Source organism: Microvirga makkahensis (assembly GCF_009830105.1).
Lineage (GTDB): Bacteria > Pseudomonadota > Alphaproteobacteria > Rhizobiales > Beijerinckiaceae > Microvirga > Microvirga makkahensis.
Genome location: NZ_WURB01000008.1, coordinates 205,985 through 232,012, shown reverse-complemented (window position 1 = coordinate 232,012; position 26,028 = coordinate 205,985). Strand labels below are relative to the sequence as shown.

The following is a 26,028-nucleotide window of genomic DNA, read 5'->3' as shown; positions in this document are numbered from 1 at the left end:
TCCTCGGAGGAAAAAGGCCGGCGATCCCGTCGGCCTCGTTGCGAGCGGCCCGGCTCTCAGTACTTGCGAACGATCGGAGCCGGGATGGCCCTGGCCGGATTGTCCCAGCGATACTTCACGGCCGCCGAGATGATGTCGACGCTCGAGTCCACATCGGCCACGAACGGCAGCTCCTCGAAGTCCTGATGCCCGGGAAGGATGCGGATATCCGTATCCTTGGAGAAGATGTGCGTGTAGGCGACGTCGAACGACAGCTGGTCGTTCCAACGATATCCGAGGCCGATGGACGCCCAGATCCTGTCGTTGTCGGGCAGACGGGTGGAACGGATCTCCGTATCGATCGGCGATTCCTCGTACGCCACGCCAGCCCGGACGATCCACCGGTCGTTGATTTGGTAATCGAAACCGAGGGAGTAGAAGAATCCGTCGTCGTAGTTGAGCGGGATATCCGTGACGGCTGCTCCGGCTGGGCCGATCACGAGGGGCGTTTCGAGAACGCTCCAGTTCGTCCACTCGAAGCCCGCATGGACCGTCATGTCAGGCGTGATCGCCTGCGAGATGCCGATGGTGACCTGGTCCGGGGTCTTCAGTTTCGCGGTGATCGGAAGCCGGGCGAATGGTCCGATGGAGCCGAAGGGAGCCGACAGCGTCCCCTCGAGCTCATGCTCGACCTGCGAACGGTAGCCAAGGCCGATCGTCGTGCCGGCAAACGGGGTGATCGTGACACCGGCCGTGAAGCCGAAGCCGATGTCGTCGCCCTCGAGGGCCGCACTGGGAGCGCCTGGAAACACCGCGGATGCCGCAGGGGCGCCCGGAAACGGCACGGCCCGCTTCAGCGTGATGTCGAAATACTGAAGTGACGGGCCGACTGCGAACGAGAACCAGTCGTTCACCTTGACGCCGAGGACCGGGTTCACGTTCACCGAGAAAATCTTGGACGATCGCGAGTAAAGCTGGCCGGACCAGTTGGTGCGCGGATCGGTCACGAGGCCGTAGGGCGAGCTGGTGGATACGCCGACCCACAGCATGTCGTTGATCTGGTAGGAGCCGTAGCTCGCCGGGACGATCGCATCCTGGCCGATATCCCCCGACGCGCCAACCGCGAAGGTCGGGACGGACGGCAGCGGGTTGATGTCGACCCGGGGAATGATCAGGGACGCGTGCCACTCGCTCTGCCAGCCCGGCGCCATGGTGATGACGGCAGGGTTCCAGTACATGGATGACAGGCCGCCCGAACCGGAAGCGGCGCCTGCGAAGGAGAAGCCCTGCGCCGTAGCGCTCTGCTCACGCAGTCCAAAGGCGCCAGCCTGCGCGCCGCCCTGAGCGGCCATGAGAGCTGCGAGGGAGACGGCGGCGAGGGACAAAGAACGGTTGAAACGGCTCATGGAAGCTTCCTGCCCTTTTCTGTTTTGCGGGAATCCCGCGTTAGCTCCAATGTGCCATGCATTGTTTCCGCCGCAATCTCCAGCCCTGGGCCACAGTCTGTTCCACGGGCGGCCGAATACGTTTCGTTGTTTCTGACATCTACATGAAATCCATAAAGAACAGCTCGGACCAATACCGTTCATTACAATTGGTTCACATGTAAACAAATGTATTCGAGCGTCAGAATTGCAATTCTGCTACATCTTCCCTCGCCCGGGGAAATCCGGCGTTTTCTCTCGGTTCGTGGCAGAACGGCAACAGATTTGGGCCCAGAAGATGCATTGTAGGCAGGCGTGAATGCGCCAGATACAAACTGCCGTTACGAGAGGAGAAATTGATGAAGCTGGTGAGATTTGGGGAGCCTGGGCGGGAGAAGCCGGGAATCGTCGATTCCCAAGGACAAATTCGTGACCTCTCCGGTACGATCCCGGATATTACGGGAGCAACCCTGTCACAGGAGAGCCTCGCCCGCGTTCGCGAACTCGACCCGGGCACCCTCCCCCCGGCGCCGGTCGGGGTGCGTCTCGGCGCCTGTGTCGGCCAAGTGCGCAACTTCATCGCCATTGGCCTGAACTACGCCGACCATGCGGCCGAGACGGGGGCCCCCATTCCTGCCGAGCCGATCGTCTTCAACAAGGCCCCCTCGTGCATCGTCGGACCGAACGACGACGTCATCATTCCGCGTGGATCCCAAAAGACCGACTGGGAGGTTGAGCTCGCCATCGTAATCGGCCGGCACGCCTCTTATGTCGGCGCCAACGAAGCCCTCGATTTCGTCGCCGGCTATTGCCTCTGCAACGACGTCTCCGAACGCGAATTCCAGCTGGAGCGCGGCGGCACATGGACCAAGGGCAAGGGCTGCCCGACCTTCGGCCCCCTCGGTCCCTGGCTCGTGACGAAGGACGAAATTCCCGATCCGCAGAATCTCTCGATGTGGCTCGACGTGAACGGCGAACGCATGCAGACGGGCTCCACCAGAACCATGATCTTCAACGTGGCGCAGATCGTCTCCTACGTCTCGCACTTCATGATGCTCGAACCCGGGGACGTGATCACAACCGGTACGCCTCCGGGCGTCGGCATGGGCATGAAGCCGCCGCGCTACCTGAAGGCGGGAGACGTCATGAGCCTCGGCATCGAAGGTCTCGGCGAACAGCGCCAGCGCCTTGTCGCGTTCGAGGACAACCCTCCGGACACCAGCAAGGGGCACTAAGCTCTTCGTTCTCCCCGCATCCCTCGTCTCGTGCCGGGGATTCACGTCTTTTCCGGCGCGGCGGTTCAAGACGCGAACGGCCGGATCAAGTCCGGCCATCACGGTGAAAGGAACGCCGCTGCCCTACCTCGTCACCACCGGCCCCGCGCCGGTGATGACCCTTCCTTGGAGGGCAGAACATGTGCGCTCGGGACGATTGGAACCGATCCCCGGATCAGGTCCGGGGACGGCCATGACGATACCCAATGTGCTCAAGCCAAGCCCAGCATCAGCTGGATATTCTGCACGGCGGCGCCGGATGCGCCCTTGCCGAGATTGTCGAGACGCGCCACCAGCACGACGTGATTGTAGCTGTCGTGCTGGAACACGAAGAGCTCCAGCCGGTCCGTGTCGTTGAGTGCCTCGGGCTCGATCCGCTCGATCCTCCTGCCCTCGGAAATCGTCGGAACGACACTCACCAGGCCGCCACCTTGATAGCGCTCCGTGAGCGCCGACTCGAGGTCCCTGGCATCGGGCTTTCCCGGCAACAGGTCGAGGTGGAGCGGCACGCTTACCAGCATACCCTGCCGGAAATTGCCGACGGAGGGAATGAAGATCGGACGCCGGATCAGGCCGGTATATTTCTGCAGCTCCGGTACGTGCTTGTGTTCGAAGCCGAGGCCGTAAAGCTCGAAGGCCGGAGCGGTACCGGCCTCGTAGGCCTCGATCATCGTGCGGCCACCGCCGCTGTAGCCGCTCACCGCATTCACGCTGATCGGGTAATCGGCCGGAATCAGGCCCTCATCGACGAGTGGCCGCAGGAGTGCGATGGCACCCGTGGGGTAACAGCCCGGATTGGTGACGCGCTCCGCCGATGCCACAGCCTGTTTCTGCCCGGAGGCCAGCTCCGCGAAGCCATAGACCCAGCCGGGGGCGACCCGGTGTGCGGTGCTCGCATCGAGGATTTTCGGCTTCTTCCCGCTCAAGCCATCGACGAGGGAAACCGTCTCGCGGGCCGCATCGTCGTGAAGGCAGAGCACCACGAGATCCACTTCGGCCAGGATCGCCCGCTTGGCTTCCGGATCCTTGCGGCGCGCAGGGTCGATGCTGCGGATGGCGACGCCCGCCACGCCCTGCATGCGCTCGCGGATGCCGAGGCCGGTCGTGCCTGCCTCGCCATCGATGAAGACAGTCTTGGTGCCTTGCGAGAGGTCGGGAGAATTCTGGGTCATGGTTGTCATGGTCGATCCGATCCACCTGTGGCCGCGCCGATGAGGCTTCAAGCCAATAACGCCGATAGGAATGTGGAGAAACAAAAAAGCCGCGCATTGGCGCGGCTTGCGTGTCAGGCCGTCCGAGCAGCCGTCATCGCACGCGCGCCGGGGCGGCGATCATTCGGCGTCGGATGACGAAGAGGCTCAGGTCCATGATGTTCGTATGAGGTCGCAAACGTGCCGTGTCAACAAGCTCAGCCTTTGGAGGCCAATAAAAAGGGCGGCCCGAAAGCCGCCCCTTTTCGAAATCGATAGCTTGGAAGCGATCAGCGCTTCGAGAACTGGAAGCTCCGGCGGGCTTTCTTCTTGCCGTACTTCTTGCGCTCGACGACGCGCGGATCGCGGGTCAGGAAGCCTTCCTTCTTGAGCGGGCCGCGAAGCTCCGGCTCGTAGTAGGTCAGCGCCTTGGCGAGGCCGTGACGCACCGCACCGGCCTGGCCGGAGAGGCCGCCGCCGTTGACGTTCACGACGATATCGTACTGGCCTTCGCGCTGAGCGACCTGCAGCGGCTGCGACAGGATCAGGCGAAGGACCGGACGGGCGAAGTAGACCTCCACCGCGCGGTCGTTGATGGTGATCTTGCCGGAGCCGGGCTTGATCCACACGCGGGCGACAGCGTCCTTGCGCTTGCCGGTGGCGTAAGCGCGACCGAGGGAGTCGAGCTTCTGGACATGCTTCGGAGCTTCCGGAGCGGCGGTCTGGGTGGTCTGACCCAGATCGGCGAGAGACTGAAGGGTCGCCATGGATTAGGCCCTCACGTTCTTGGCATTCAGGGCAGCCACGTCCAGCACTTCCGGCTGCTGAGCCGCATGCGGATGCTCAGCGCCGCCGTAGACGCGCAGGTTGCCCATGATCTGGCGGAAAAGCGGGCCGCGCGGGAGCATGCGCTCCACGGCCTTCTCGACCACGCGCTCAGGGAAGCGACCGTCCAGGATGAACTTGGCGGTGCGCTCCTTGATGCCGCCCGGATAACCGGTGTGATGGTAGTACACCTTCTGCTCGCGCTTGCGGCCGGTGAACACCACCTTGTCGGCGTTGATGACGATAACATTGTCGCCGCAGTCGACGTGGGGCGTGTAGTTCGCCTTGTGCTTGCCACGCAGGCGCATGGCAACGATCGAAGCGAGGCGGCCCACAACGAGGCCCTCCGCGTCGATCAAAACCCACTTCTTCTCGACCTCGGCGGGCTTCAGCGAAGTCGTAGTCTTCATTGCGCTGTTTCCCGTTGGAGCCCGTCTTGGGCTCAGGTTCTGAAAACGACAAACCGCCGCGAGATGCGGCGGCGAGTGAGAGGTGTTTAGTGATTTTTATTTCTCAAGTCAACGGCAATCATGCCCAGCCGTATCACAGTAAAATCATTATTTTTCAGCAGCTTATGCGCTATAGGTACCATAATACCTCACATGTGGTATTGTAAGACCACATCACCCCCGGGCCCGATTGCATCTTCACAGCCTCAAGTCTATCGTCGTTCCCGCCTCCCTATTACGAGAACCAGCGATGGCCGAAGACCTCGTTTTCTATACCAATCCCATGTCGCGCGGACGAATCGTCCGCTGGATGCTGGAGGAGGTCGGCCACCCCTACAGGACTGAGGTTCTCGAGTTCGGCACCGCCATGAAGAGCCCGGACTATCTCGCCTTCAACCCCATGGGCAAGGTGCCGACGATCATTCACAACGGCACCGTCGTCACGGAAGCGGCAGCCATCTGCGCTTACCTGGCCGATGCCTTCCCGGAAACCGGGCTCGCACCGCCGCCCGGCGACCTCCGCCGCGGCCCCTATTACCGCTGGATGTTCTTTGCCGCCGGTCCCGTCGAGGCCGCTATCAGCAACAAGGCCTTGGGCTTTGAAGTGCCCGACGAACGACGCGGCATGGTCGGCTATGGCGGCATGAACGATGTCGTGAACGCCCTGGAATATGCCGTCACCCAATCAGAATACATCGCCGGCGACCACTTCGGTGCGGCGGATGTCTATGTCGGTTCGCAGATCGGCTGGGGCATGATGTTCGGCACGCTCGAAAAGCGCCCGGCCTTCGAAGCATATTGGCAGCGGATCAGCTCCCGTCCTGCGGCCGTCCGCGCGCGGGAAATCGACGATGCGCTGGCTGCTGCTCGGAAGCAGCCCTCATCCTGACCCACGGGTTTAGCGGCGTTCCGGAATGGAATAGGTCCCCGTCGCATGGCAGACCACATCCGGGCTGCCTTCGGAGAAGATCGACACCTCACCCACGGCGAGACGCCTCCCGAGCTTAAGGAGCCTGCAATCCGCGATCAGGGCGCGCGGCTCGGGTTTTCTGAGAAAATTGAAGTTGAGGCTCGTGGTGACGGCCAGCGCCACGGGGCCGATCTGGCCAAGGATCGCGGCATAGAGCGCGAGATCCGCCAAGGTCATCATGGCTGGCCCCGAAATGGTGCCCCCGGGCCTGAGATGCCGATCATGATAGTCCATGCGCATCCGCGCGGAGAGCGGCCCGATGTCCTCCAGGAAGTAGCTCTGCCCGCCCATATGGATCTGGGGAAATTCCCGGTCGAGGAAGGCGATCAGGTCTTCCTTGGTCATGATCGGATGATGGGATGCCATGCCTCAAATGCTCATTGAACTGCCCTGCCCTATCCCATACGGTCTCGCCATGGATCACAGCAATTACCCGAACGATTACATCCGCGGCATTCTCAACAGCGTGAAGACCATCGCGCTCGTGGGAGCCTCCGCGAATCCCGCCCGCCCGAGCTGGATCGTCACCAAGTACCTGCTGGAGCGGGGCTACGACGTCATTCCCGTCAACCCGGGAATCGCAGGCACCGAACTGCTCGGCAAAAAGGTCTACGGCTCTCTCGCCGAGGTGCCCGGCCCCATCGACATGGTCGAGATCTTCCGCAACTCGGAAGCGGCAGGCCCCCTCACGGACGAAGCCCTCGCGCTCGATCCGCTGCCGAAGGTGATCTGGATGCAGCTCTCGGTCCGCAACGACGAGGCGGCGGCGAGGGCCGAGGCCAAGGGAATCAAGGTCGTCATGGACCGCTGCCCCAAGATCGAGTTCGGGCGGCTCTCCGGCGAGATCTCCTGGCAGGGCGTGAACTCTCGGATGTTGAGTTCGAAGAAGCCGGTTCTCTCCGGAAAAGGCTTCCAGAAGCTCGGCCTCAATCGCCCCTGATGATGCGCTCTCGTCACGGTCCTGCCGTCATGGCCGTCCCGGGACCTGATCCGGTGACAATCCCGGCCACCTCGATGAGGACAATCACCCCGCCGTGACCGGTCGGGATTACAGGCACAGAGCCCGTGATGACCCCGCGATGGCGCCGCCCGCATTCAACTCAAGCCTCCTTGACCGGACGAACGTTTCGTTCTTTAAAGAGAACGGAACATCATTCTCGAGAGGAAAAGGGCTCCTGCCATGACTGACCGTTTGCCGGGCTTCGACACGCTTGCCATTCACGCGGGGGCTGCCCCGGATGCCGCGACCGGCGCCCGCGCGACGCCGATCTACCAGACCACGTCGTTCGTGTTCGACGACGTGGACCATGCGGCTTCCCTCTTCGGCCTTCAGGCCTTCGGCAACATCTATTCCCGTATCGGCAATCCGACCTGCTCCGTGCTGGAGGAGCGCGTCGCCGCCCTGGAAGGCGGCACGGCGGCTCTTGCGGTTGCGTCGGGCCACGCGGCGGAGTTCCTGACCTTCCACACGCTGCTCCAGCCAGGCGATGAGTTCATCGCGGCACGGAAGCTCTATGGCGGCTCGATCAACCAGTTCAACCACGCCTACAAGAACTTCGGGTGGAACGTGGTCTGGGCCGATTCCGACGATCCGTCGAGCTTCGAGGCTGCCATCACTCCGCGCACGAAGGCGATCTTCGTCGAATCGATCGCCAACCCGGGCGGCGTGATCGTCGATCTTCAGGCGATTGCCGCCATTGCCAAGAAGCATCGCATCCCGTTCATCGTCGACAACACGATGGCGAGCCCCTACCTGATCCGCCCGTTCGAACACGGCGCCGACATCATCGTGCATTCCGCGACCAAGTTCCTCGGCGGGCACGGCAATTCGGTGGGCGGTCTGATCGTGGACGGGGGGTCATTCAATTTCGCGGGCGACGACCGCTATCCGATGCTCTCCAAGCCGCGCCCCGAATACGGAGGCATGGTGCTGGCCGAGACCTTCGGCAATTTCGGCTTCGCGATTGCCGCCCGCGTGCTCGGCCTGCGCGATCTCGGCCCCGCCCTCTCGCCCTTCAACGCCTTCCTGATCCTGAACGGCATCGAGACCCTGCCGCTTCGCATGCAGCGCCATTCGGACAACGCCCTGGCGGTTGCCGAGCACCTGGCAAACCACAGCAAGGTGTCCTGGGTCAGCTATCCGGGCCTGCGCTCCGACCGCTACCACAACCTTGCCAAGCAGTATTGCCCGAAAGGCGCAGGCGCCGTGTTCACGTTCGGCCTGAAGGGAGGCTACGAGGCGGGAGTGAAGCTGGTCTCGAATCTCAAGCTCTTCTCGCATCTCGCCAATATCGGCGACACGCGATCGCTGGTGATCCACCCGGCCTCGACGACGCACCGCCAGCTCTCCGACGAGCAGAAGACCCAGGCCGGAGCGGGACCGGAGGTGGTTCGCCTTTCGATCGGCCTCGAAGACAAGGAAGACCTGATCGAGGATCTCAACCAGGCTCTCGATGCGGCTTAGGAATTCCTAAGTGGAGTTCCGGCTGTCTGCACCTCATCACCGGCACAAGGCCGGTGATGCCGCTCGATGGAACGCCGCGCTCTGGAGGATCGAGATGGCCGGGACAAGCCCGGCCGTGAGGGACAAACGACCACAATAAAGGCGGCCCGGAGCCGCCTTTCTTCTTTGAACCGCTCAGGCTTCAATCACGCGGCGCGCGAGGAACCACCGCTTTTCTTGTAGGTGTTGTGAATGGCGCTCAACGAGCGCTCCAAGGCCGTCCAGAGCCGCCCGATTTCCTCGGCACCCTGGGAGTTCGGCTGGTACTCCCTGGCCCCTTCACCCGTCGCGAGAGCAAGAGTCAGCTCGGGGCGATGGGTGATCTGGCCCGCCCAGACAGGGACCTGCAGGGCATTCAGCGCGCCGCGGGCATCGGCCACCACGGCGGCCTCCGCATCGCCGTGCTTGGCCGGCGCGGCATTGATCACGGCGGCGTAGGGCTTGCGCAGCTCCCTGGCGATGGCGACCGTATCCTGCAGGGCCGCGATGTCGAACAGGCTAGCCCGTGTGGGGACGATCACGAGCGTGGCATGTCTGATGGATTCGGCCACGATATGCGACTTGTTCGGCGGCGTGTCGATCAGAACCCACTCGTAACCTTCGCGCTTGGCCTCTTTCAGGGCTTCCCCAAGATTACGCACGTTGTGCTTCAGGCCGAGATACTCCTGATCACGGATCTTGTGCCACAGAGAAAGAGACCCCTGCGGATCGTTGTCGATCAGCAAGGTCTTACGCGACGGGTTGGCAATATAGCTCGCGAGATGAGCAGCGAGCGTGCTCTTACCAGAGCCGCCTTTCCGCGAAGCAAAGACCAGCACGTTCATGCCTGACTCCTCATAAGTCTAAAAAAGCCCGCCGCCCTCGGTTAATGCGAGCTTAATACTGTTCATCTGTATCAGAACAAGACCTGATTTCCTAACTCCGCCTTCGATCACTCTGTGCATATCCCCAAGCAGAGCTCAGACTTTCACGCAAAAACGCATAACGCAACGTCAGGAAGATATGCCCGCACATGCCGGACCCTCATGCGTAGACCGCAACGGTGAGAGCAGCGACGAAGCAATCGAGCAGAATCCTGAGCCGCAAGACCAGATTCCAATGGAAGAATGCAGTTTTCGATCCATGGCGATGAACAAAAATTCAGGAACTTATCCTTGGAAGCACCCCATCGAGCAACTTTCAACCATTGCCGGAACCACCTTATTGCCTGGTCGTTAAGCTCCCGACTTCAACAGTTGAATGGAGCTGACACATGTCGAAGAAGATTCTGTTTGCAGGCGCTATTCTTGCGGCCCTGGCCCCGGTTGGCGCTTTCGCCCAGGACCCGGCGGCTGGTGGCGCTGCTGCCGGTGCGGCGACGGGCGCCGTCGGCGGCGCGATCGTCGGCGGCCCGATCGGCGCAGCCGTCGGCGGCGTGACCGGTGCCATCGTGGGTGGCCTCGCCGGCGACGCTCAGCCTCGCTTCCGCCAGTACGTCGTGCAGCAGGAGGTCCCGTCCTACCGCTATACGCAAGAGGTTCGTGTCGGCGCGACCCTGCCCGCTTCGGGCGTGGAGTTCTATGAGGTTCCGGCCGAATATGGCGTGACCCAGTATCGCTACACCGTGGTCAACGACACCCCGGTCCTGGTCGATCCTGGCACCCGCCGCATTGTCCAGGTCATCCGTTAAGCATCGGCAGGACGGCATGGAGTTCGGGCGGCCTCAGGGCCGCCCTTTCTATTTGGCGACGCACATACGGGCATGGACGACGACCATGGCGAGCACGGCCATGGCGAGGACCTGATGCGCCAGCCCGGCCCAGAGCGGCACCACAAGAAGCAGCGTGACGATGCCGAGCGCCATCTGCGCTGCGGCAAGCCCCGCAATGCCCTTGGCGCGGCGGGCCGCCCCCGATCCAGGCGCCCGGCGATGCATGGTCCAGGCGTGCCAGAGCGCGAAGGCGACAAGCGCGTAGGCGAGGACCCGATGGTTGAACTGAACGAGGAGAACGTTGTCGACGAAGTTCTCGATCCAGGGTTTCACCACGAACAGGGCCGATGAAGGCGGGATCAGTGAGCCATCCATGAGCGGCCAGGTGTTATAGGTGTACCCCGCCTTAGAACCCGCGACGAGGCCGCCCAAAACAATCTGGGCCAGAACCAGGCCGACAAGAACATGGGGAGCAAAGCCCGAACCGGCCTCGGTCGGGAAGGCGCTTCGGTCCTTCAGACCTGCCGCCACCCAGACCAGGCAGGCGAGAATGACGCTTGCGACTGTCAGGTGCAGGGCGAGCTTGATCGGAGCAACGGCCGTCATGCCGGGCTCGAGACCCGAGGCAACCATGATCCAGCCGATCGCGCCCTGAAGCCCTCCCAAGGCGCCGATGCCGAGAAGCGTCAGGGCCATCTTCCCTTTGATGGTGCCCCGGAACCAGAACCAGATCAAAGGCACGAAGAACACGAGACCGATGAGGCGGCCGAGCTGCCGATGTCCCCATTCCCAGGCATAGATGAACTTGAATTCGGACAAGGTCATGCCCTTGTTGACGAGTTCATATTGCGAAATCCGCTGGTACTTCTCGAACTCGGCCTGCCAAGCCTGATCCGTCAGGGGCGGGATGGCGCCGGTCACCGGCTTCCATTCCGTGATGGACAAACCGGAGCCCGTCAGGCGCGTGGCTCCTCCGACCGCAATCATCAGCACGACCAGGGCCGCAAGAGTGTAGATCCAGGCACGCACGAGTGTACGGGACCCGGCTTGCGGCGCTTCGGTTTCAGGCAGGCGCTCCAACGGGACGCCTTCGGGTGAGACTGCGACAGCCATGCTCATCCTCATCGGAAATTAAAGACTTGAACCCGGGATGTGGCTTGTCACATAGAGGCAGGATCGCCGCGAGGCAATCAATGTCAATGACGCACCGCTCTCAGGCGGTGTTCCGGAAGGGTGTGGCTATGGGCATGCGACTGCGCAAGCTGATTGGAACGGTGGTGATGCTGATCTTCATCATCACCTACGCGCTGTTTGCCATGGCCATCGCCGAAGGCAGGATCACGGAAGCGCCCAAGCCTCTCCAGACCCTCGCCTATATCGTGCTCGGCCTGATCTGGATCGTACCGCTGATGCCGCTCGTGCGGTGGATGGCGAAACCCGATAAGCCCTAGCGCATGGCGCGAAGAAGCGGCCCCGGTTTTTCGTAAGGCACGATGCGCCAACCCTATGGTTGGGCGTCGGGTTTCCGCAAAAGCGAAACTCCACTTGCGGTTCCGATCCTCTAGGCCCCGCCGATTCCCTCGATGATCTTGCCCGTGCCGCCGCAATTCGGGCAGGCGGCGGCGCCGATACGTCCGCTCCCTTTGCATTCGGGGCAGATATTCTCGCCTGCACCCGGGGCGTTCGGCTCGGCCTGGTCGCCCGGATTCAACTTCGTCTGGTCAGAGTCTGCCTGATCGTGCGGTGTATTGCTCATGACGGGACTCGCGTTGTGGCCTCACCGGACAACGCGGCAGGAGAATCGCGGTTTCTCCCCACTCCCAAAGAAAAGGCCCGCATTCATGCGGGCCTGTCTCACGACCGGTCAGAGCCCGTCAGCTGCATACCCGACGGGTACGGTATTCCCAACCCCACCCTGGAATCCATTCGCGGAAGCGCTCAGTCGTGCAGTGCTCAACGTAAACCCTGCGGGGCCGGTGGCGGTACACGACAGGAGCCGGTTCCTCCACGTAAACGCGAGCCGGCGGGGGTGGCGGCGGAGGCGCAACATAGACCGGAGCCGGGGCCGCATAGGCCGGCTGGGCAATCGTCGCGCCGAATATGGTGCCGACAGCAAGGCCGCCCAGGACACCGACGGCGGCGGCAGCGCCGGGGGACATACGATCACGGGCAATGGCAGGCTGGGCGGCGGCCAGACCGGTCACCAGCGCCAGAGCAGCGGCCGTTCCGGAGAAGAAATTCAAGATCTTCATGAATCGTCACCTGTAACCAGGGAGATATCCGCTCTCCCTTTCTCGACAGTGACTGTAGGGCCTCAAACCTCACTGGAAGCTGAACAGATTGTGGCAGAGGCGGGACCGAACTTTGTTTCGGCGCGAATGGCAAATGAATCCTTAACGTCGTGCGCCCTCAATCCCCCGTCGTCCGCAGCGGCACCGAGAGCAGCACGCGCACCAGATCCGCCTGCCGGTTGGTTTCCGTTTTCCTGAAAAGGTTCTTCAGATGGAAGACGACGGTCGTCTGCGCGATGTCGAGTTCTTCGGCGATTTGATCGAGGCGCTTGCCGTCGATAAGCATCAGTGCAACGCGTGTTTCGGACGGCGTCAGATTGTAGAGCTGTACCAAGGTATCGCCGGATACCTTGGTGCGCTGCTCCGTGTCGATCACGAGCAGAACCACCGCGTCGGGACGCTCGTCGATCGAGAAGCGCTGCCCGGGCACGAGCACGAGGTAAGGCCGTCCCCCGGACGTGCGTGGGAAGGAAACGATCTCGTCGAGCGCCTCCTCCTCGAAGGCCCGCTCGATCGCTTGATGGAGCTTGGCGTTCTGCTTTGCCGCCGCCCCTCTCAGCACGCCGCCGGAGAGACTGATGCCATCGCTCTCTCCGATGATCCGCTCAGCCTCCTTGTTCATAAGCCTCACGGCGCCCATCTCGTCGACGATGAGGACACCAACGAGAAACCGGTCGAATGCGAAAGTGGCCTTGTGGAGCGCCTCGACGGTGCGCCCGCGCGACGATTTGAGGATTTCCTGCCAGGCCTCCTCGGCGCGGCTGACTGCGCTCGACTGCACGCGCGCCACCTGATTGAGGCGCGCCGCGATGGTAGCGAGCAGAATCTCGTAGTCGATCGGCTTCACCAGATAATCGTCCGCCCCGGCCTGCTTGCCCACAAGGACATCGTTCCGCTCCGCCAAGGCAGTCAGGAAGATGAACGGCACGTCGGCCTTGTCCCCCTGCTCGCGAATTGCCTTGAGGACGTCATAGCCGCCGACGCCTGGCATGGTGATGTCGCAGAGCACGAGATCGGGACGCTCGGTGTCGAGCAGCCTGAGCGCCTCGCTGCCGTTGGCAGCCTGGAGCACCCGGTAATTCGCGGCCTCCAGCTCTTCGGCCAGATCGGACCTCAAATCATCCTCGTCCTCGACGCAAAGGATCGTTTTCTGATCATTCATGGCCTTGCTCACCTATGCAGCCTGCTGCGCCTGGTCGACATTCGATAGAGGTAGGTCGAATGTAAACAGGGATCCCTCTGCTTCGAAGCTCTCCACCTGAATTTCCCCCCCGTGCAGATGCATGATTCTTTGCGCAAAATTCAGCCCGATACCCGTCCCTGCGATCCCGGAAGCCGTTCTCGCGCGATAGAACCTGTCGAAGATCTTGGGCAATTCGTCCTCCGGAATACCGATCCCCCAGTCCTGGACAGAGCAGAACGCCCGTGCGCCCTCCGTCCAGACCTTGATCTCCACAACCGGATTATCGCCTGAATACTTCAGCGCATTCGACAGGAGATTGATGAAGACCTGCTCGATCAGCATCGTATCGCAATGGACCCTGACGGAATACTCAGGCACCTGAAACCGGATCGTGGAGTGGGAATTCAGCTCACTCTGACGCTCGCCGATATCGACCACGAGTTGGACAAGGTCGCAGGGCTCGGGGTTCAGCTCGATGCGCCCGGCGTCGAGTTTGGCAGCATTCAGGACGCTCTCTACGAGGCGGGTCAGGCGGCTGCCGGCATTCCTGATCTTCTGAATGCGCGTGGCGAGTTCCTCCGGAGTCAGGTTCGGGCCTCGCCTCAGGATGCGCTGCGCGCTGGAATCGAGGATCGCCAGCGGCGTCCGGAATTGATGCGATACCATAGAGACGAAGTTGCGGTAGGCATCCGTCGTCTCGCGCTCGCGCTCCAGCGCGGACTGGAGCGCCGCCGCCACCTGTTTGTACGCCGAGATATCGGTGAGGCGCACGAAGATCGTTGCGCCGTCCGCTTTTGTGACCGACAGGCGGGTCCATACATCTTTCTTGATCAGAACGTCGATCTCGATTTCCTCGAAGGGAGGCTGCGCAGTCAGGAGCCGATGATCTGCCCCTTCGCACATGGCGAAGCAGCGGAGGAAAACGGGAAGGCTCATCTGCTCCCGGCACCAGAGCGCCACGGGAGCGGCAGCCCAGATCTGCTCGTTCGCGAACAGGAGCTTGCCGGTCCAATCGAAGGCTGCGAATCCTTCCGCGGCGGATTCGATGGCCGCGATCAGGCGTCGTTCAGCCTGCCGAAGGGCGGCGGTGCGCTGAAGCACCTTGATCTCCAGATCGAAGTTCAGGCGCTCGGCTTCCCTACGGGCAAGCCATTGCTCCGTCACGTCGCGCACGAAGGCGATGCCCAGTTTGCGCTGCGCCATGGAAACAGGAAAGCAGTTGACCTCCAGGCAGCGCTCCTGACCAGCCTCGCCTTCCGTCTCGTCCTCGAAAACCGTACTCGTTCCCTCGATTGCGAGATCGAGCGAGCGGATCATATCGGGTTTGGAGAACAGGGGGTCGAGATCCTGCACCAGGCGGCCGATGGCTTCATCAGCCTTGATGTGAAGGAGCCCCTCCATACCCGGATTCCAGAGCAGGCACTCCAGTTTCTCGTCAAACATGATGATGCCCTGATTGCTGACATTGTTGATGACGAGATCCGAAAGCTCCTGCTCCTGGCGCAACAATTGCTTGGCTTGACTCGCCTCCTGCACGCCCCGAAACAATCTGAGCAGGAGAAACGCGGCGCTCAGGACAATGCCTGAGAGGAAAGCGAGGCTCTCCAGCACGACCCGAAGATACATGGCACGTTTGGACGCTACGTCCGTGCGGTTGAGCATCATGACCTCGTCGGCCGCGTCCCGTAAGTCACCGCCGAGCTCGTGGACCTGCACTCGCAATTGCGAGGCCTGTTCCGAAGTCATGCCTTGCTCGACAAGGGGCTTGGCAAGGGTGAGGAGGAGGTAAGCGGCCTTCAGGTCGCCCAGCAAGCCGACCTTGCCGATGATTTCGGCTTGGGGCCCGTCAAGCAGCACGGCCACCCGGCTGATCAGAATCGGCAGACGAGACGTCGGAGCCTGTTCCGGAACAGGGAAGTCATCCTTCGCCGCATAGCGGGCGAGACTTTCCGCCATGAGTGCGGCTTCGAACTGGGCCTGGGAGATCATCCACAGGTTGGCATGGGTATCTTCCGTGCGCAGATCCCGATCGATGTCGAACAATCTCACAACGGCAAAGCTCAGGGAAAGGGCGAGAACCGCCACCGCCGCAAGCGTCACCAATCCCGCCTTGTGATTGTTGATGCTGAGCTTCATGGTTGCTCGACCTGCAGCCTGATCAACTGCCAAATCCAGCGGGCCTCGTATATCGGTGCCTGGAGAGCAGGGGCGGCCTCGCCGGGATAGACGACCCATGGCGGCCCCTTGTCACGCAGCGTCAACACCTGCCCGTCCACGCGCATTGCGCTAACGGGCTCATATTTCAGATCGCCGAGCGGAGTCGTTATTTTGCATCGGTTGGGAACCGTGACCACAATCGAAGTTCCCTTGCGGCCCTCTCTCCCGGGAACAATCCGCCGGGGGATGTCCTCGCAGAGTGGCTTCTTTGCCCAGACGAATGAGAACGTCTCAACAGAAGCCGGCCGCAGGGATTCGAGCATGTTTCGATCAAGTCGAGCTTCGTACCCCATAGCGGTTTGTCCGGTGCTGCCGGAAATGATCAGCAGCACGAGCCCCTTGGGTGTCGGCAAAGGGCTGGCGGCCTGGGCACCCCAGGCTCCAACCAGCAAAGCGGGCAACACTTTTAACGTTATATTGTGTCGCATGGTTCCCGCCGAAGAGCTCACGTTAGAACATACAAGTTCTGAATGATTTCGGGCCGAAAATCCAGGGTATTGAAGGAATTTTGCTCGAAAAGGGGCACAGGGCAAGTGCTGTGCGGGCGAGCACGCAGGAAATCGGATGATGGCCCGAAGGCAAAAGAGACCCTGTTTCATACGATGAGGGCTGTCTCCTCCGGCCAGATTTGTCCGGTGACCTTACCGTGGCTTAACCAATCAGTGGCCGGTCCTTCATGAAGGGCAGGATAGAATTTGCAAGCTTGGCAGAGGACAGTGTAACTTTGCCCCAGCCCTATCCCGCCGGTAGTGCAATGATGCAAATTCAGGAGTCATCAATGCGCAAGTTTACTGCAATCCTCGGAAGCGCAGGCATGATTGGTGTCCTTCTCAGCTCCAGTCTTCCTGTGCATGCGGAGGTGCTTCCCAGTCAGATCCTTTCCCAGATCGACCGTGCCTATCCCAACGAAAGTTACACTCAATATCGTCCCCGGCGCGGCTATCGTCCTCCCCCGCCCCGTTACTACCGCCGTCACCACCATCACCATCGCCATGGTGGAGGCTCCGCACTGGCCGCAGGCGCTGTCGGCTTGGCCGCAGGCGCATTGATTGGGAGCGCCATCGCCAGCAGCCAGGCTCAGGCCGCCCCTCCACCCCCGCCAGGCACGGTCGACCCGCAACTTGCCGCCTACTGCGCCCGCAAGTACCGCTCGTATGATCCTGTGACGGGCACGTTCCTGTCGACCAACGGCATGCGCTACGTCTGCACCTATCCGTAAAAGGCGGGGACGATGCGACAGCGGCCCGCCGCACCAGGCGCCGGGCTGTTTCAATCTTCTCGACGGCAGGCCCGGAAAGCAGTAGGCGCAAGAGCCGCCCGGTCTCCGGTTGCGCGGACCTTCTGATCCGGAGCCGGAGGCTTTACCTTCGGGGCCGGCGCCTTAGAACTGACTGAAGCTCGAAAACGATCCGCAGGTTCACTCATGACTCTTCCTCCCGACAGCAGCGGCACCGTCATCCCTCCCAACGAGGCAGCCATCGTGACATCCGGAAACATGACGGAGCTGGAGCTTGTCCTGCCAGAGATGGGTGACGAGGACCTGCCGGAGATCGCGATTTTCCTGGTGGCCTGCGCCATGCGCTTTCACAGCGACCCCAGCTTTGTGCAGGAGCAGCTGGAATGGCTTGTCCGCATGCATGACACCGAGGTCGACGAGGGCATGAAGCCCGATCAGCTGAACTCCGCCAACGACGATTGAGAATCATTTGTCAGGCATTCAATCGAGGAAATCGACCGGGGTCTCCTTCTCGACCATTCCCGCCAGTTCTTCCACGTCCCAGTTCGTCAGCCGCACGCAGCCGTTTGAATGGGCCTTGCCGATCTTCTCGGGCTCCGGCGTGCCATGAATGCCGAATGACTCCACGGAGAGGTCGATCCAGGTGGAGCCGACAGGATTGTTGGGGCCAGGCTTTATCTCGAATTTCTCCTTCGCCTTCACGCCCTTGAACGCGTAGTCCGGATTGTACGTGTAAACGGGATCGGGTGCGACGGCCCGCACGGTATGGGTGCCCGAGGGGGCAGGCTTCTCTTCGCTGCCGATCGAGGCCGGATAGACGGCGAGCACAGCTCCGTCCTTTCCGAGCACCCGTAGAGCCTTCTCGCTCTTTACGACCTCGATCTTTTCGACCTCCGGCTTGTCCTCCGCGGCACCGGCTGGAGCAACATTGGCGACAACGATGGAGGTGCCGGCCACGTCGAAGCGTTTACCCGGATTCAGCTCCTTCAGGAGATCGATATCCATATGGAATTTCTCGGCCAGAAGTTCCTCAGCGCTGGAATAGAACAGTTTCTCGAGTTCCGCCTGAGCCTCCAGTTTGTCGGGAATTTCGATGAAAGGCCCTTTTACGTCTTCATCGGCGATCGTGTAGGAAATGAGAACAGGGTCGGTCGAGGTCTCGTTCAGCTTCGCCAAGAGTTCCTCGTCGAGCGCGCCGTCGACCTGAAGCCCTCGTGCCTTTTCAAACGCCTTGATGGCGTTTTGCAGGTTCTCTCCGTCGCGACCGTCTATCACACCCGGAGAGAAACGCGCGCGGTCGAGGAGAACCTGTGCCTTGATCAGGAGCGGACTGGGCCCCTTCTCCGGTTTCATGGAGAGATCGCCGGCGCTGTTGATCGCATCAATGCTCAAGTCCTGGGAAGCGGCAGCAACGCTTCCCGCCATGCACAAAAGACCGAACGCGAAACGCGCCAGAACTCTCATCCTCGACTCCACTCCTCCCGCCTCGGAATGAGGCAGCGCTCATGTCAAAGACAAAAGCCCTGCGACCGTTCCTTTGCATTACTGGCAAATGCGGTAGTCACCCTTTCGCATCCGCATATCGAGGTGGAGATGATCGCCATGGTCGTCATCGGAACCTGGGCCCAGCACAGTGGTAAAGATCGAGCAGGCCTCCTTCTGGATGGCGGATTGGAATGCGGCCTCAGGTGATCCCTCGGACTGGAATTTGACCCGCAACGGCGGACGCCTGTCGAATTCGAATCCCATCACGTCGACGCCGTTGCCGAAGGCGTGCTCGCTCAACTTGGCTCCCGAACGCTGGTCCCGGCACTGATAGGCCGTGCCGATCAAGAGCTTCGTCGGTGCGCTCTGGAGATGCTCGCTTGCGCGTGGCACGACGACGTTCGCGATCCAACGCGCCAGGTTTTCCGCATAGCTACATTCCATCACCGATGCAGGCGCTATCTCGATGGTGTTCGAGAGCGCAGAGACCGAAACGGGGTTGCCAATCTTGCAGCCTTTCTCCTGTACGGGAGACAGCTTCTCGAACCGGACCCCGAGCTTGTCCAAACGCTCGAGGCAGCCCGTGTCAGCCTCGGTGGCAGGTCCGGTTTGCGGCCCGGCACTCGCGGCCTTCGGAGCGCCCGGCCCGTCGGCAGGCGGCGCAGGAAGGTCAGGTCTGGGCGGCGGCAAAGGCGGCGCGGCTGGCTGGGCCAATCCTGTCTCTGGGTATCCGAGCCACAGCACGAGGATCAAAGGACTCAGATCCCAAACCGCCCGGCGCGCAGCGCGACGCCATCTCCAGCCACGGAATTGTCCAGAAAGTAGCTTTGCCATGCTTGTCAATCGGCCGTGGCAAGCCTGCGTTCCATATGTCCTTTTTATCCTTTTGGGTGTCTTGCTGTCGGCTCTCCCCCGCCCCACATTTTTGACGAGCCCTGGAGACATTCCTCTCGCAGCGGTCCTTGTCGTCCATCCTGTCGTCGAGAAGGGACGTGTGATGAGCCTGATTTCGCTACCGCCTGCCGAATTTGGTGAAGGGCTGGCGCTCGGCCCCAAGCTGCACGAGCTTCAGGAAAGCCACTGCACGAAGCGCATCGCCGAACTTCTGGCCAAGGTGGAGCGGCTGCGGATGGAGCTTCGAGACGCGGAAAAGGAACTGCAGTACGAGCAGACCCGCTGGCCCGAGGTCGGCGAGTTCGTCCGCTGTCCGCTCACCGGGTTCTTCGGTCAGGTGACGAAGGTTACGCCCCGCGCCTATGGCCGCCCCTGGGTCGAGATCCTGCTCTATCTCGGCAACGATATGCCGGGACACGCCACCATCGATCTTTTCGCGAACTGGGAGCTGATGGACCCGCCCTCGGCCACCGGACAGGAATCCTGAAACAGATCGGGGCTGCCCTCACGGGCAGCCCCTCCTCTCAATGCGTGGCGACCGAACGCACCTCTTCTGGAACAGTCCGCACGGAAAGCGCCGGCTCCTCCATACGCGGCGCCGGGCGAACGACCTGGGTCGGTTCGAACGCCTGCGTGACGAACCGGGGACGGTTGCGCAGATCCATGAGAGCACGCAATTCGGCCGCCGGAAGATCCATTGCTTTCGCATCGCGCCAGCGCTTGCGGAACTTCGGTTGTCGCGAGAAGAGGCTCCAGACACTCTTCACCTCCTCTTCGACCTGCAAGATGATCCGTCCGGAAAAAGATTTCCGGAGGTTGAAACGCCCCGTCAGAGCCATTGTGCCGTTCCTTTGCTGGGAATTCTTCGACCCGCCGTCTCGATAAGGGCTCGCGGTCGACAAAGGCTTAAGACACAAGGTAAACGGCGGCAGATCGGGCGGGGAACCCGCCGGCTATGAACGTCCGTCCAGGGGCTTGTAGGCGATGGCCTCGATCTCGACCTTGATATCCACCATCAGGCGACCCTCGGCGGTTGTGCGGGCCGGCGGGTTGGCGGGGAAGTAGCTGGCATAGACCTTGTTGAATCCGCCGAAATCGCGTGCATCCTCGAGCCAGACTGTCGTCTTGACCACATCGGACATCTCCGCACCGGCCAAGGACAAGGCGGCCTTGATGTTCTCGAGAACCTGACGGGTTTGGACCTCGATCGTGCCGCCGACATTCTCTCCGTTCGGGCCGACCGGCGTCTGCCCCGAGATGAAGATGAAATCCCCCGCCCGGACTGCCGGCGACAAGGGAACGTGGGAGGCTCCGAAAGTCTGCTTGGTCATCGTCTCTTCCTTCATGATTGTTGGCAGCCTATTTCACCGCGCCCAGCGCAAGGCCGCGGACCAGATAGCGCTGGAGCCACGCGAACGCGATGGCTATGGGGATCGTCGCGGCGAAAGTGGCGGCCATCACGTGGTGCCACTCCACCGTGTAGCGCCCTGACACCAGCGAGAAAATCTGAATGGGCAGCGTATAGCCGTCCTGTGAGCGCAGCAATGTGAGCGCGATGACGAACTCGTTCCACGCGTTGATGAACGTGAAGATCGCCGTCACCACCATCGCCGGCACGGCAAGGGGAAGGAACACCTTCACAAGGGTCCTCGCCCGCCCTGCTCCCTCCATCCAGGCAGCCTCCTCCAGGTCGAGAGGGATCGTGGCGAAGTAGCTCTGCAGCATCCAAACGGAGAACGCAATATTGAAAGCGGCATAGACCACGGTCACGGCATTGATGCTGTCGATGATGCCAAGCGCGACCATCAGTCGGAACAGCCCGACCACCAGTACGATGGGCGACAGCATCTGGGTCACAAGCAGGAACTGCCGATAGAACTCGCGCCCCTTGAAATCGAACCGCGTCAGCGCATAGGCCGCCGGAATGGACACGATCAGAGAGCCCAGGGTCGCCAGCACGGAGACATAGAGGGAGTTCTTCAGGGCATTCCCGAAATTCGTCGCAACCCACATGGTCCGGAAGTTCTCCCAGGCGACCCGGGACGGCCACCAGGTCGGCCTCAGCACTTCCGTGCTGGGTTTGAGAGCCGTAATCAGCATCACGGCGAATGGGAAGATCGCCGCGACGACAATGGGCGAGAGAACGAGCCAACAGACCAGCGAGCGGCGGAGCTTGGAGGAGTTCATGCCCTCACTCCCCGCGCGGTGGTGGTGATCCGCACATAGATCAGGGTGAAGATCAGGAGGATGCCGAACATCACCAGGGAGACGGCGGAGGCCTCGCCCAGTTTCCCGAGCCTGAAGCCCACCTTGTAGAGATAGGTGACGAGAATGTCGGTGGAGTTCGCCGGTCCGCCCTGCGTCATCGCCCAGATGATCGGGAAGGAGTTGAACACGTAGATGGTGTTCAGCACGAGCGCGATGTTCAGGAAGGGAGCGATGAGCGGCAGCGTGATATGACGGAACTGTTCCCAGCGTCCTGCCCCTTCGAGGGCCGCCGCCTCGTAGAGATCGTCGGGAATGGACGAGAGGCCGCCGAGAATGATTGTGACCGTGAAGGGAATGGTCACGAGGATACCGATGAGAATCTGCATCGGGAACGCGGTGGTCGCCTCAGCGAGCCATTGGATATTCTCATCGATGAGGCCGAGCCCCATGAGGGCGGAGTTCAACATGCCGCTTTCGCCCGAGAGCGCCCAGCGCCAGACGATGGCGGTCATGGTGAGCGATACCGCCCATGGAAGCATGACGATCACCCGTGCGATGTCGCGCCCATAGAAATCCTCGTTCAACACCAGGGCGACCGGTACGGCGCAGGCGATGGCGCCGCCGACAACGCAGACGGTCCAGATCCCCGTTCGCCAGAGCGAGGCAATGAAGTTGGGGTCGTCGAGCAGCGCGCGGAAGTTCGCCATGCCGGCAAAGTCCCGGAGCTGTCCGAAGCGGTTCACGTTGTGGCTTGCGATCTGCGCCAGCTCTGCGACGGGCCAGATGACGATCAGGGCGGCCAGCACGAAGCTAGGAAGGATGAGGACGTAGGGCGCAACCATCCGTTTCGAGGTCATTGACGTTCCGTTGGCTGAGCCGACAGAGTGAAGGGGCCGGGCGAGCGCGCCCGGCTCCCTCTGCCGGGACTACTTCTTCAGGATCGCATTCGCCTTGGAGGCCGCCTCCTTCAGCGTCGGCTCGATCTGGCCGTTGCCGAGATAGATCCGCTGGAGCGCCGATGTCGTGATGTCGGCGATCTCCTCCCAACCGGCGATCACCGGGGCAAAGCGAGCGGTCGGCAGAAGGCTCGTGAACACCTTCAGATCGGGATTCTCGGCGAAGTATTTGTCTTGCGCCTCCGCCTTGGTCACCGGCAGGAAGCCCTCGTCGATCGTGAACTTGATGCGCTGCTTCGGCTGGAACAGGAAGTCGAGGAACTTGAACGCCTCGTCCTTGTTCTTGGAGTTCTGGAACATGATGACCGAGTCGGTCACCCCATAGGTGCCCTGGTCCCCGTTCGGCCCCTTCGGGATCGGGGCGACGCCGTATTTGAGGTTCGGAGCCTCGTCGCGGATCTGATTGGCGAGGAACGGTGCCGTCATCATCATGCCGATCTTGCCCTGCTTGAACAGGTTCTGCACATCCTCACGGGCATAGGAGGTCACGCCCGGCTGCGTCGCACCCTCGTCGATGAGGCGCTTGTAGAGGGACGCGGCCTCGATGGCGGCCTTCGAGTCGAGGCCGGATTTGCCGTCGTTCACGATGTCGCCGCCGAAGGACCACATGCCGTAATAGAAATAGACGTCGGTCTCGACTTCCTTGCCCTGGAGGCCGAAGCCGTAGAGACCGTTCCCCAGTGCGGTGATCTTCTTCGCGCTTTCCTCCAGTTCCGCCCAGGTCTTGGGCGGTTCGGAGAGCCCGGCTTTCTCGAACAGCTCCTTGTTGTAGTACATCGCCCGCGCCGACGCGGCGATGGGCAACCCGTAGGTCTTGCCGTTCATCACCGAGGGCGTCAGAAAGGTCTCGATGAAGCGCCCCTTGATCTCCGGAGTGAGGTAATTGTCGAGCGGCTCTGCGATGCCCTGCTCGACGAAGTCCACGAGCCAGCGGGTGCCGATGATCGACAGATCCGCGTTGGCATTGGCGGATATGTCCGTGGTCAGCTTCTGGAGCAGGTTGTCCCACGGCACGACTTCGAACTGGATCTTGATGCCGGGATTGGCCGCCTCGAAGTCTTTGGCCACCTGCTCGAAATAGGGACCCGTCTTGGCCGAGTATTCCGCGACGGTCACCCGAACGGTGCCGGCATCGGCGCTCGCGGAGAGGGCGATCGCGCCGACGCCTGCGAGCATAAGTCCCTTGAGGCTGAAGAAGGTGTTCTTGTGGAGTTTTTTCATGTGCATGTTCCCTCTGCTAGGGCCGCACACCTTAGAAAAGCAGCCCGGCAGCGGACATTGTTATGAAAGAAAATTACTTATGCAAGGGCATTTGTGCGCAAAACTCCCGGTTTCATGTTGCTAATTTTCATGAACCGCTTCAGCCTTGATCGTATGGAAGGCGAGAAACAGTTCGGAGCAAGCCGTTGAATAACAGCTTGGAGGGCCGCTTGGCCGTCATTACGGGCGCGGGCGGCGGGATCGGGATCACCATGGTCCAGCGGTTCCGCGACGCCGGGGCGCGGGTCGTCGCCTGCGATGTGTCGGCGGAAGCTCTCGGAGCCTTGGACGTCGCCCACAGGGAAGTGTTCGATCTCCGCGAGCCTGAGGCTTGCAAAGAAGCCTGCGCGCGCATCCAGGCGAGCGCCGGACTGCCCGATATCGTCGTCAGCAACGCAGGCTACACCCGCGCGGAAACGCTCGATCAGGTCGATGACCGCGCCTGGAATTTCGAGCTCGAGGTGAACCTCAACGGCGCCCGCAACTTCACGGCGCCCTTTCTCGATCCCATGAAGACGCGGGGATCGGGCGTCTTCGTATTTATTTCATCCGTGAACGCCCTCGCTCATTTCGGGAATCCGGCCTATGCGGCGGCAAAGGCAGGACTCGTCGCCTATGCGCGAGCCATCGCGACGGAATGCGGACGCCACGGCATCCGATCGAACACGATCTGCCCGGGCTCGGTGCGCACCCATGCATGGGATCACCGGATCGAGAAGGATCCCCAGATTCTCGAAAAGGTTTCGCGCCTTTATCCCCTCGGCCACATGGTCACCCCTGTCGATGTCGCGAATGCGGCTGTGTTTCTCGCCTCCCCCCTGTCGGCTGGCATCACGGGCGTCGCCCTGCCTGTCGATGGCGGCCTGATGGCCGGCAACCTGCCCTTTATCGATGCGATCACGTGAGAGGAACTGCCGATGGCGGAGCTCCACCTCGACAACGTCAAGAAGCGCTACGGCGCCGTGGAGATCCTCCACGGCATCGATCTCGCGGTCGAAGACGGCGAGTTCGTCGTGCTCGTCGGACCCTCGGGATGCGGCAAGTCCACCTTGCTCCGCATGATCGCCGGGCTGGAGACGGTTTCCGACGGCGAGATCCGCATCGACGGGCGACGCGCCAACGAAGTGCCGCCGCAGAAGCGGAACATCTCGATGGTGTTTCAGTCCTACGCGCTGTTTCCTCACATGACCGTCAGGGAGAACATCACATTCGGCCCCCGGATCCGTCGGGAGAGCCCGGATGCGACGGCTGAGAAGCTGAAGCGCGCGGCTTCGATCCTGAATCTGGGCGGATATCTGGACCGGCGCCCCGGTCAGCTCTCCGGCGGCCAGCGCCAGCGCGTCGCCATGGGACGTTCCATCGTGCGCAATCCGGACCTTTTCCTGTTCGACGAGCCTCTCTCCAACCTGGATGCGCAGCTCCGGGTCCAGATGCGGACGGAGATCAAGGCCCTGCATCACAAGTTCAGGAGCACCATCATCTACGTGACGCACGACCAGATCGAGGCCATGACCATGGCCGACCGCATCGTCGTCATGAATGGCGGTCGCATCGAGCAGGTCGGGACGCCCCTCGAGCTCTACGATCATCCTGCCAATCTCTTCGTCGCGGGCTTCCTCGGTTCTCCGGCCATGAGTTTCCTCGAGGGAACGGCGCTGCTGTCGGGTCAGGAGATGTCCGTTCAACTTCCGGATGGTTCGATGGTGCCGTTGGCGGGCCCGGCCGCGCCCGATGGCACGAGCGTGACCCTGGGCATACGGCCGGAGCAGTACCGGCTCGATCCCGCTGGGCAGATCAGGCTCAAGGTGGACGTCATCGAGCCGACCGGATCGGAAAGCCACATCTACGGGCACGTCGGCGAGGCGGAGGTGCGCGCCGTGTTCCGGGAAAGGATTTCGGTTCGCCCGGGCGAAACCCTGCGGCTGTCGGCCGATCCGAACAAGCTTCATCTCTTCGACGCCTCCACGGGCCTGCGCCTCTCGGGAGTTTGAAT

General features: G+C 61.8%; 30 protein-coding genes. 11 read left to right on the top strand and 19 right to left on the bottom strand.

The window, feature by feature from the left end; translation table 11 throughout:
• Positions 1-56: 56 nt before the first annotated feature.
• Positions 57-1,385, bottom strand: a complete 1,329-nt coding sequence (locus tag GR328_RS13780; protein ID WP_160885090.1) for an OmpP1/FadL family transporter — start codon at positions 1,383-1,385, stop codon at positions 57-59.
• Between the two features lie 377 nt (positions 1,386-1,762).
• Here GR328_RS13780 and GR328_RS13775 point away from each other — a divergent pair, with 377 nt between their 5' ends.
• Positions 1,763-2,638: a fumarylacetoacetate hydrolase family protein gene (locus tag GR328_RS13775; protein WP_160885089.1), complete on the top strand. Its 876-nt coding sequence runs from the start codon at positions 1,763-1,765 to the stop codon at positions 2,636-2,638.
• A gap of 251 nt (positions 2,639-2,889) precedes the next feature.
• Here the strand turns inward: GR328_RS13775 and argC are convergent, their stop codons facing one another.
• The 3 genes from argC to rplM form a co-directional block, all read right to left on the bottom strand.
• Positions 2,890-3,858 (bottom strand): N-acetyl-gamma-glutamyl-phosphate reductase, encoded by a 969-nt coding sequence (argC, locus tag GR328_RS13770; protein ID WP_246215856.1) that lies wholly within the window; start codon positions 3,856-3,858, stop codon positions 2,890-2,892.
• A gap of 299 nt (positions 3,859-4,157) precedes the next feature.
• Complete coding sequence (gene rpsI / locus GR328_RS13765) at positions 4,158-4,634, bottom strand: 30S ribosomal protein S9 (protein ID WP_160885088.1); 477 nt, start codon at positions 4,632-4,634, stop codon at positions 4,158-4,160.
• A 3-nt stretch (positions 4,635-4,637) separates the two neighbouring features.
• Positions 4,638-5,102 (bottom strand): 50S ribosomal protein L13, encoded by a 465-nt coding sequence (rplM, locus tag GR328_RS13760; protein WP_160885087.1) that lies wholly within the window; start codon positions 5,100-5,102, stop codon positions 4,638-4,640.
• 289 nt (positions 5,103-5,391) lie between these two features.
• On the opposite strand from rplM, the gene GR328_RS13755 reads away from it, so the two are divergent.
• Positions 5,392-6,030, top strand: coding sequence for a glutathione S-transferase family protein (locus tag GR328_RS13755; protein ID WP_160885086.1), 639 nt, complete (start codon positions 5,392-5,394; stop codon positions 6,028-6,030).
• 9 nt (positions 6,031-6,039) lie between these two features.
• Here GR328_RS13755 and GR328_RS13750 read toward each other — a convergent pair whose 3' ends face one another.
• Entirely contained in the window at positions 6,040-6,477 is a 438-nt protein-coding gene (locus tag GR328_RS13750; protein WP_160885085.1) for a PaaI family thioesterase, read from the bottom strand.
• On the opposite strand from GR328_RS13750, the gene GR328_RS13745 reads away from it, so the two are divergent.
• A complete protein-coding gene (locus GR328_RS13745) occupies positions 6,476-7,051 on the top strand; it encodes a CoA-binding protein (RefSeq protein WP_425487037.1) in 576 nt (191 codons plus the stop codon). The genes GR328_RS13750 and GR328_RS13745 overlap by 2 nt on opposite strands.
• 240 nt (positions 7,052-7,291) lie before the next feature.
• Positions 7,292-8,575 carry an O-acetylhomoserine aminocarboxypropyltransferase gene (locus GR328_RS13740; RefSeq protein WP_160885084.1) on the top strand — a complete coding sequence of 428 codons (1,284 nt, stop codon included), beginning with the start codon at positions 7,292-7,294 and terminating at the stop codon, positions 8,573-8,575.
• A gap of 185 nt (positions 8,576-8,760) precedes the next feature.
• Here GR328_RS13740 and GR328_RS13735 read toward each other — a convergent pair whose 3' ends face one another.
• Entirely contained in the window at positions 8,761-9,438 is a 678-nt protein-coding gene (locus tag GR328_RS13735) for a ParA family protein (RefSeq protein ID WP_160885083.1), read from the bottom strand.
• 428 nt (positions 9,439-9,866) lie between these two features.
• Between GR328_RS13735 and GR328_RS13730 the strand changes: the two genes are divergently transcribed.
• Positions 9,867-10,283 (top strand): DUF1236 domain-containing protein, encoded by a 417-nt coding sequence (locus GR328_RS13730; protein ID WP_160885082.1) that lies wholly within the window; start codon positions 9,867-9,869, stop codon positions 10,281-10,283.
• 48 nt (positions 10,284-10,331) lie between these two features.
• Here the strand turns inward: GR328_RS13730 and GR328_RS13725 are convergent, their stop codons facing one another.
• Positions 10,332-11,417, bottom strand: coding sequence for a COX15/CtaA family protein (locus GR328_RS13725; protein ID WP_160885081.1), 1,086 nt, complete (start codon positions 11,415-11,417; stop codon positions 10,332-10,334).
• A gap of 86 nt (positions 11,418-11,503) precedes the next feature.
• On the opposite strand from GR328_RS13725, the gene GR328_RS13720 reads away from it, so the two are divergent.
• Entirely contained in the window at positions 11,504-11,755 is a 252-nt protein-coding gene (locus GR328_RS13720; protein WP_343039382.1) for a DUF2842 domain-containing protein, read from the top strand.
• 110 nt (positions 11,756-11,865) lie between these two features.
• On the opposite strand, the gene GR328_RS13715 is transcribed toward GR328_RS13720, so the two are convergent.
• The 5 genes from GR328_RS13715 to GR328_RS13700 form a co-directional block, all read right to left on the bottom strand.
• On the bottom strand, positions 11,866-12,060 hold the full coding sequence (locus GR328_RS13715; RefSeq protein ID WP_160885080.1) for a hypothetical protein: 195 nt from the start codon (positions 12,058-12,060) through the stop codon (positions 11,866-11,868).
• A gap of 118 nt (positions 12,061-12,178) precedes the next feature.
• Positions 12,179-12,556 (bottom strand): hypothetical protein, encoded by a 378-nt coding sequence (locus GR328_RS26680; protein WP_170304124.1) that lies wholly within the window; start codon positions 12,554-12,556, stop codon positions 12,179-12,181.
• Between the two features lie 157 nt (positions 12,557-12,713).
• Positions 12,714-13,757, bottom strand: a complete 1,044-nt coding sequence (locus GR328_RS13710) for a response regulator (protein WP_160885079.1) — start codon at positions 13,755-13,757, stop codon at positions 12,714-12,716.
• Between the two features lie 12 nt (positions 13,758-13,769).
• Entirely contained in the window at positions 13,770-15,914 is a 2,145-nt protein-coding gene (locus GR328_RS13705) for a sensor histidine kinase (RefSeq protein WP_160885078.1), read from the bottom strand.
• The gene (locus tag GR328_RS13700) at positions 15,911-16,327 is read right to left on the bottom strand and encodes a hypothetical protein (protein WP_205789976.1); all 417 of its coding nucleotides are present in this window, start codon (positions 16,325-16,327) and stop codon (positions 15,911-15,913) included. The genes GR328_RS13705 and GR328_RS13700 overlap by 4 nt, the downstream gene beginning before the upstream one ends.
• Before the next feature lie 446 nt (positions 16,328-16,773).
• Between GR328_RS13700 and GR328_RS13695 the strand changes: the two genes are divergently transcribed.
• Together GR328_RS13695 and GR328_RS13690 are read left to right on the top strand one after the other, a co-directional pair.
• Complete coding sequence (locus GR328_RS13695) at positions 16,774-17,214, top strand: BA14K family protein (protein ID WP_160885076.1); 441 nt, start codon at positions 16,774-16,776, stop codon at positions 17,212-17,214.
• A gap of 204 nt (positions 17,215-17,418) precedes the next feature.
• The gene (locus tag GR328_RS13690) at positions 17,419-17,694 is read left to right on the top strand and encodes a hypothetical protein (protein ID WP_160885075.1); all 276 of its coding nucleotides are present in this window, start codon (positions 17,419-17,421) and stop codon (positions 17,692-17,694) included.
• An 18-nt stretch (positions 17,695-17,712) separates the two neighbouring features.
• Here the strand turns inward: GR328_RS13690 and GR328_RS13685 are convergent, their stop codons facing one another.
• Positions 17,713-18,696 carry a L,D-transpeptidase family protein gene (locus GR328_RS13685; protein ID WP_160885074.1) on the bottom strand — a complete coding sequence of 328 codons (984 nt, stop codon included), beginning with the start codon at positions 18,694-18,696 and terminating at the stop codon, positions 17,713-17,715.
• Between the two features lie 78 nt (positions 18,697-18,774).
• Positions 18,775-19,431 (bottom strand): extensin-like domain-containing protein, encoded by a 657-nt coding sequence (locus tag GR328_RS13680; RefSeq protein WP_160885073.1) that lies wholly within the window; start codon positions 19,429-19,431, stop codon positions 18,775-18,777.
• A 283-nt stretch (positions 19,432-19,714) separates the two neighbouring features.
• Between GR328_RS13680 and GR328_RS13675 the strand changes: the two genes are divergently transcribed.
• Complete coding sequence (locus tag GR328_RS13675; protein WP_160885072.1) at positions 19,715-20,098, top strand: hypothetical protein; 384 nt, start codon at positions 19,715-19,717, stop codon at positions 20,096-20,098.
• 37 nt (positions 20,099-20,135) lie between these two features.
• Here the strand turns inward: GR328_RS13675 and GR328_RS13670 are convergent, their stop codons facing one another.
• The 5 genes from GR328_RS13670 to GR328_RS13650 all read right to left on the bottom strand — a co-directional run bounded on the left by GR328_RS13670 (position 20,136) and on the right by GR328_RS13650 (position 23,996).
• Positions 20,136-20,396 (bottom strand): hypothetical protein, encoded by a 261-nt coding sequence (locus tag GR328_RS13670; RefSeq protein ID WP_160885071.1) that lies wholly within the window; start codon positions 20,394-20,396, stop codon positions 20,136-20,138.
• 168 nt (positions 20,397-20,564) lie between these two features.
• Positions 20,565-20,942, bottom strand: a complete 378-nt coding sequence (locus GR328_RS13665) for a RidA family protein (protein ID WP_160885070.1) — start codon at positions 20,940-20,942, stop codon at positions 20,565-20,567.
• 28 nt (positions 20,943-20,970) lie between these two features.
• Positions 20,971-21,798, bottom strand: a complete 828-nt coding sequence (locus tag GR328_RS13660) for a carbohydrate ABC transporter permease (protein WP_160885069.1) — start codon at positions 21,796-21,798, stop codon at positions 20,971-20,973.
• The gene (locus GR328_RS13655) at positions 21,795-22,676 is read right to left on the bottom strand and encodes a carbohydrate ABC transporter permease (RefSeq protein ID WP_160885068.1); all 882 of its coding nucleotides are present in this window, start codon (positions 22,674-22,676) and stop codon (positions 21,795-21,797) included. The genes GR328_RS13660 and GR328_RS13655 overlap by 4 nt, the downstream gene beginning before the upstream one ends.
• A 69-nt stretch (positions 22,677-22,745) precedes the next feature.
• Positions 22,746-23,996 (bottom strand): ABC transporter substrate-binding protein, encoded by a 1,251-nt coding sequence (locus tag GR328_RS13650; protein WP_160885067.1) that lies wholly within the window; start codon positions 23,994-23,996, stop codon positions 22,746-22,748.
• Between the two features lie 185 nt (positions 23,997-24,181).
• Between GR328_RS13650 and GR328_RS13645 the strand changes: the two genes are divergently transcribed.
• Both GR328_RS13645 and GR328_RS13640 read left to right on the top strand, forming a co-directional pair.
• On the top strand, positions 24,182-24,940 hold the full coding sequence (locus GR328_RS13645; RefSeq protein ID WP_160885066.1) for an SDR family oxidoreductase: 759 nt from the start codon (positions 24,182-24,184) through the stop codon (positions 24,938-24,940).
• Positions 24,941-24,952: 12 nt separating this feature from the next.
• Positions 24,953-26,026: an ABC transporter ATP-binding protein gene (locus tag GR328_RS13640; RefSeq protein WP_160885065.1), complete on the top strand. Its 1,074-nt coding sequence runs from the start codon at positions 24,953-24,955 to the stop codon at positions 26,024-26,026.
• Positions 26,027-26,028: the final 2 nt, after the last annotated feature.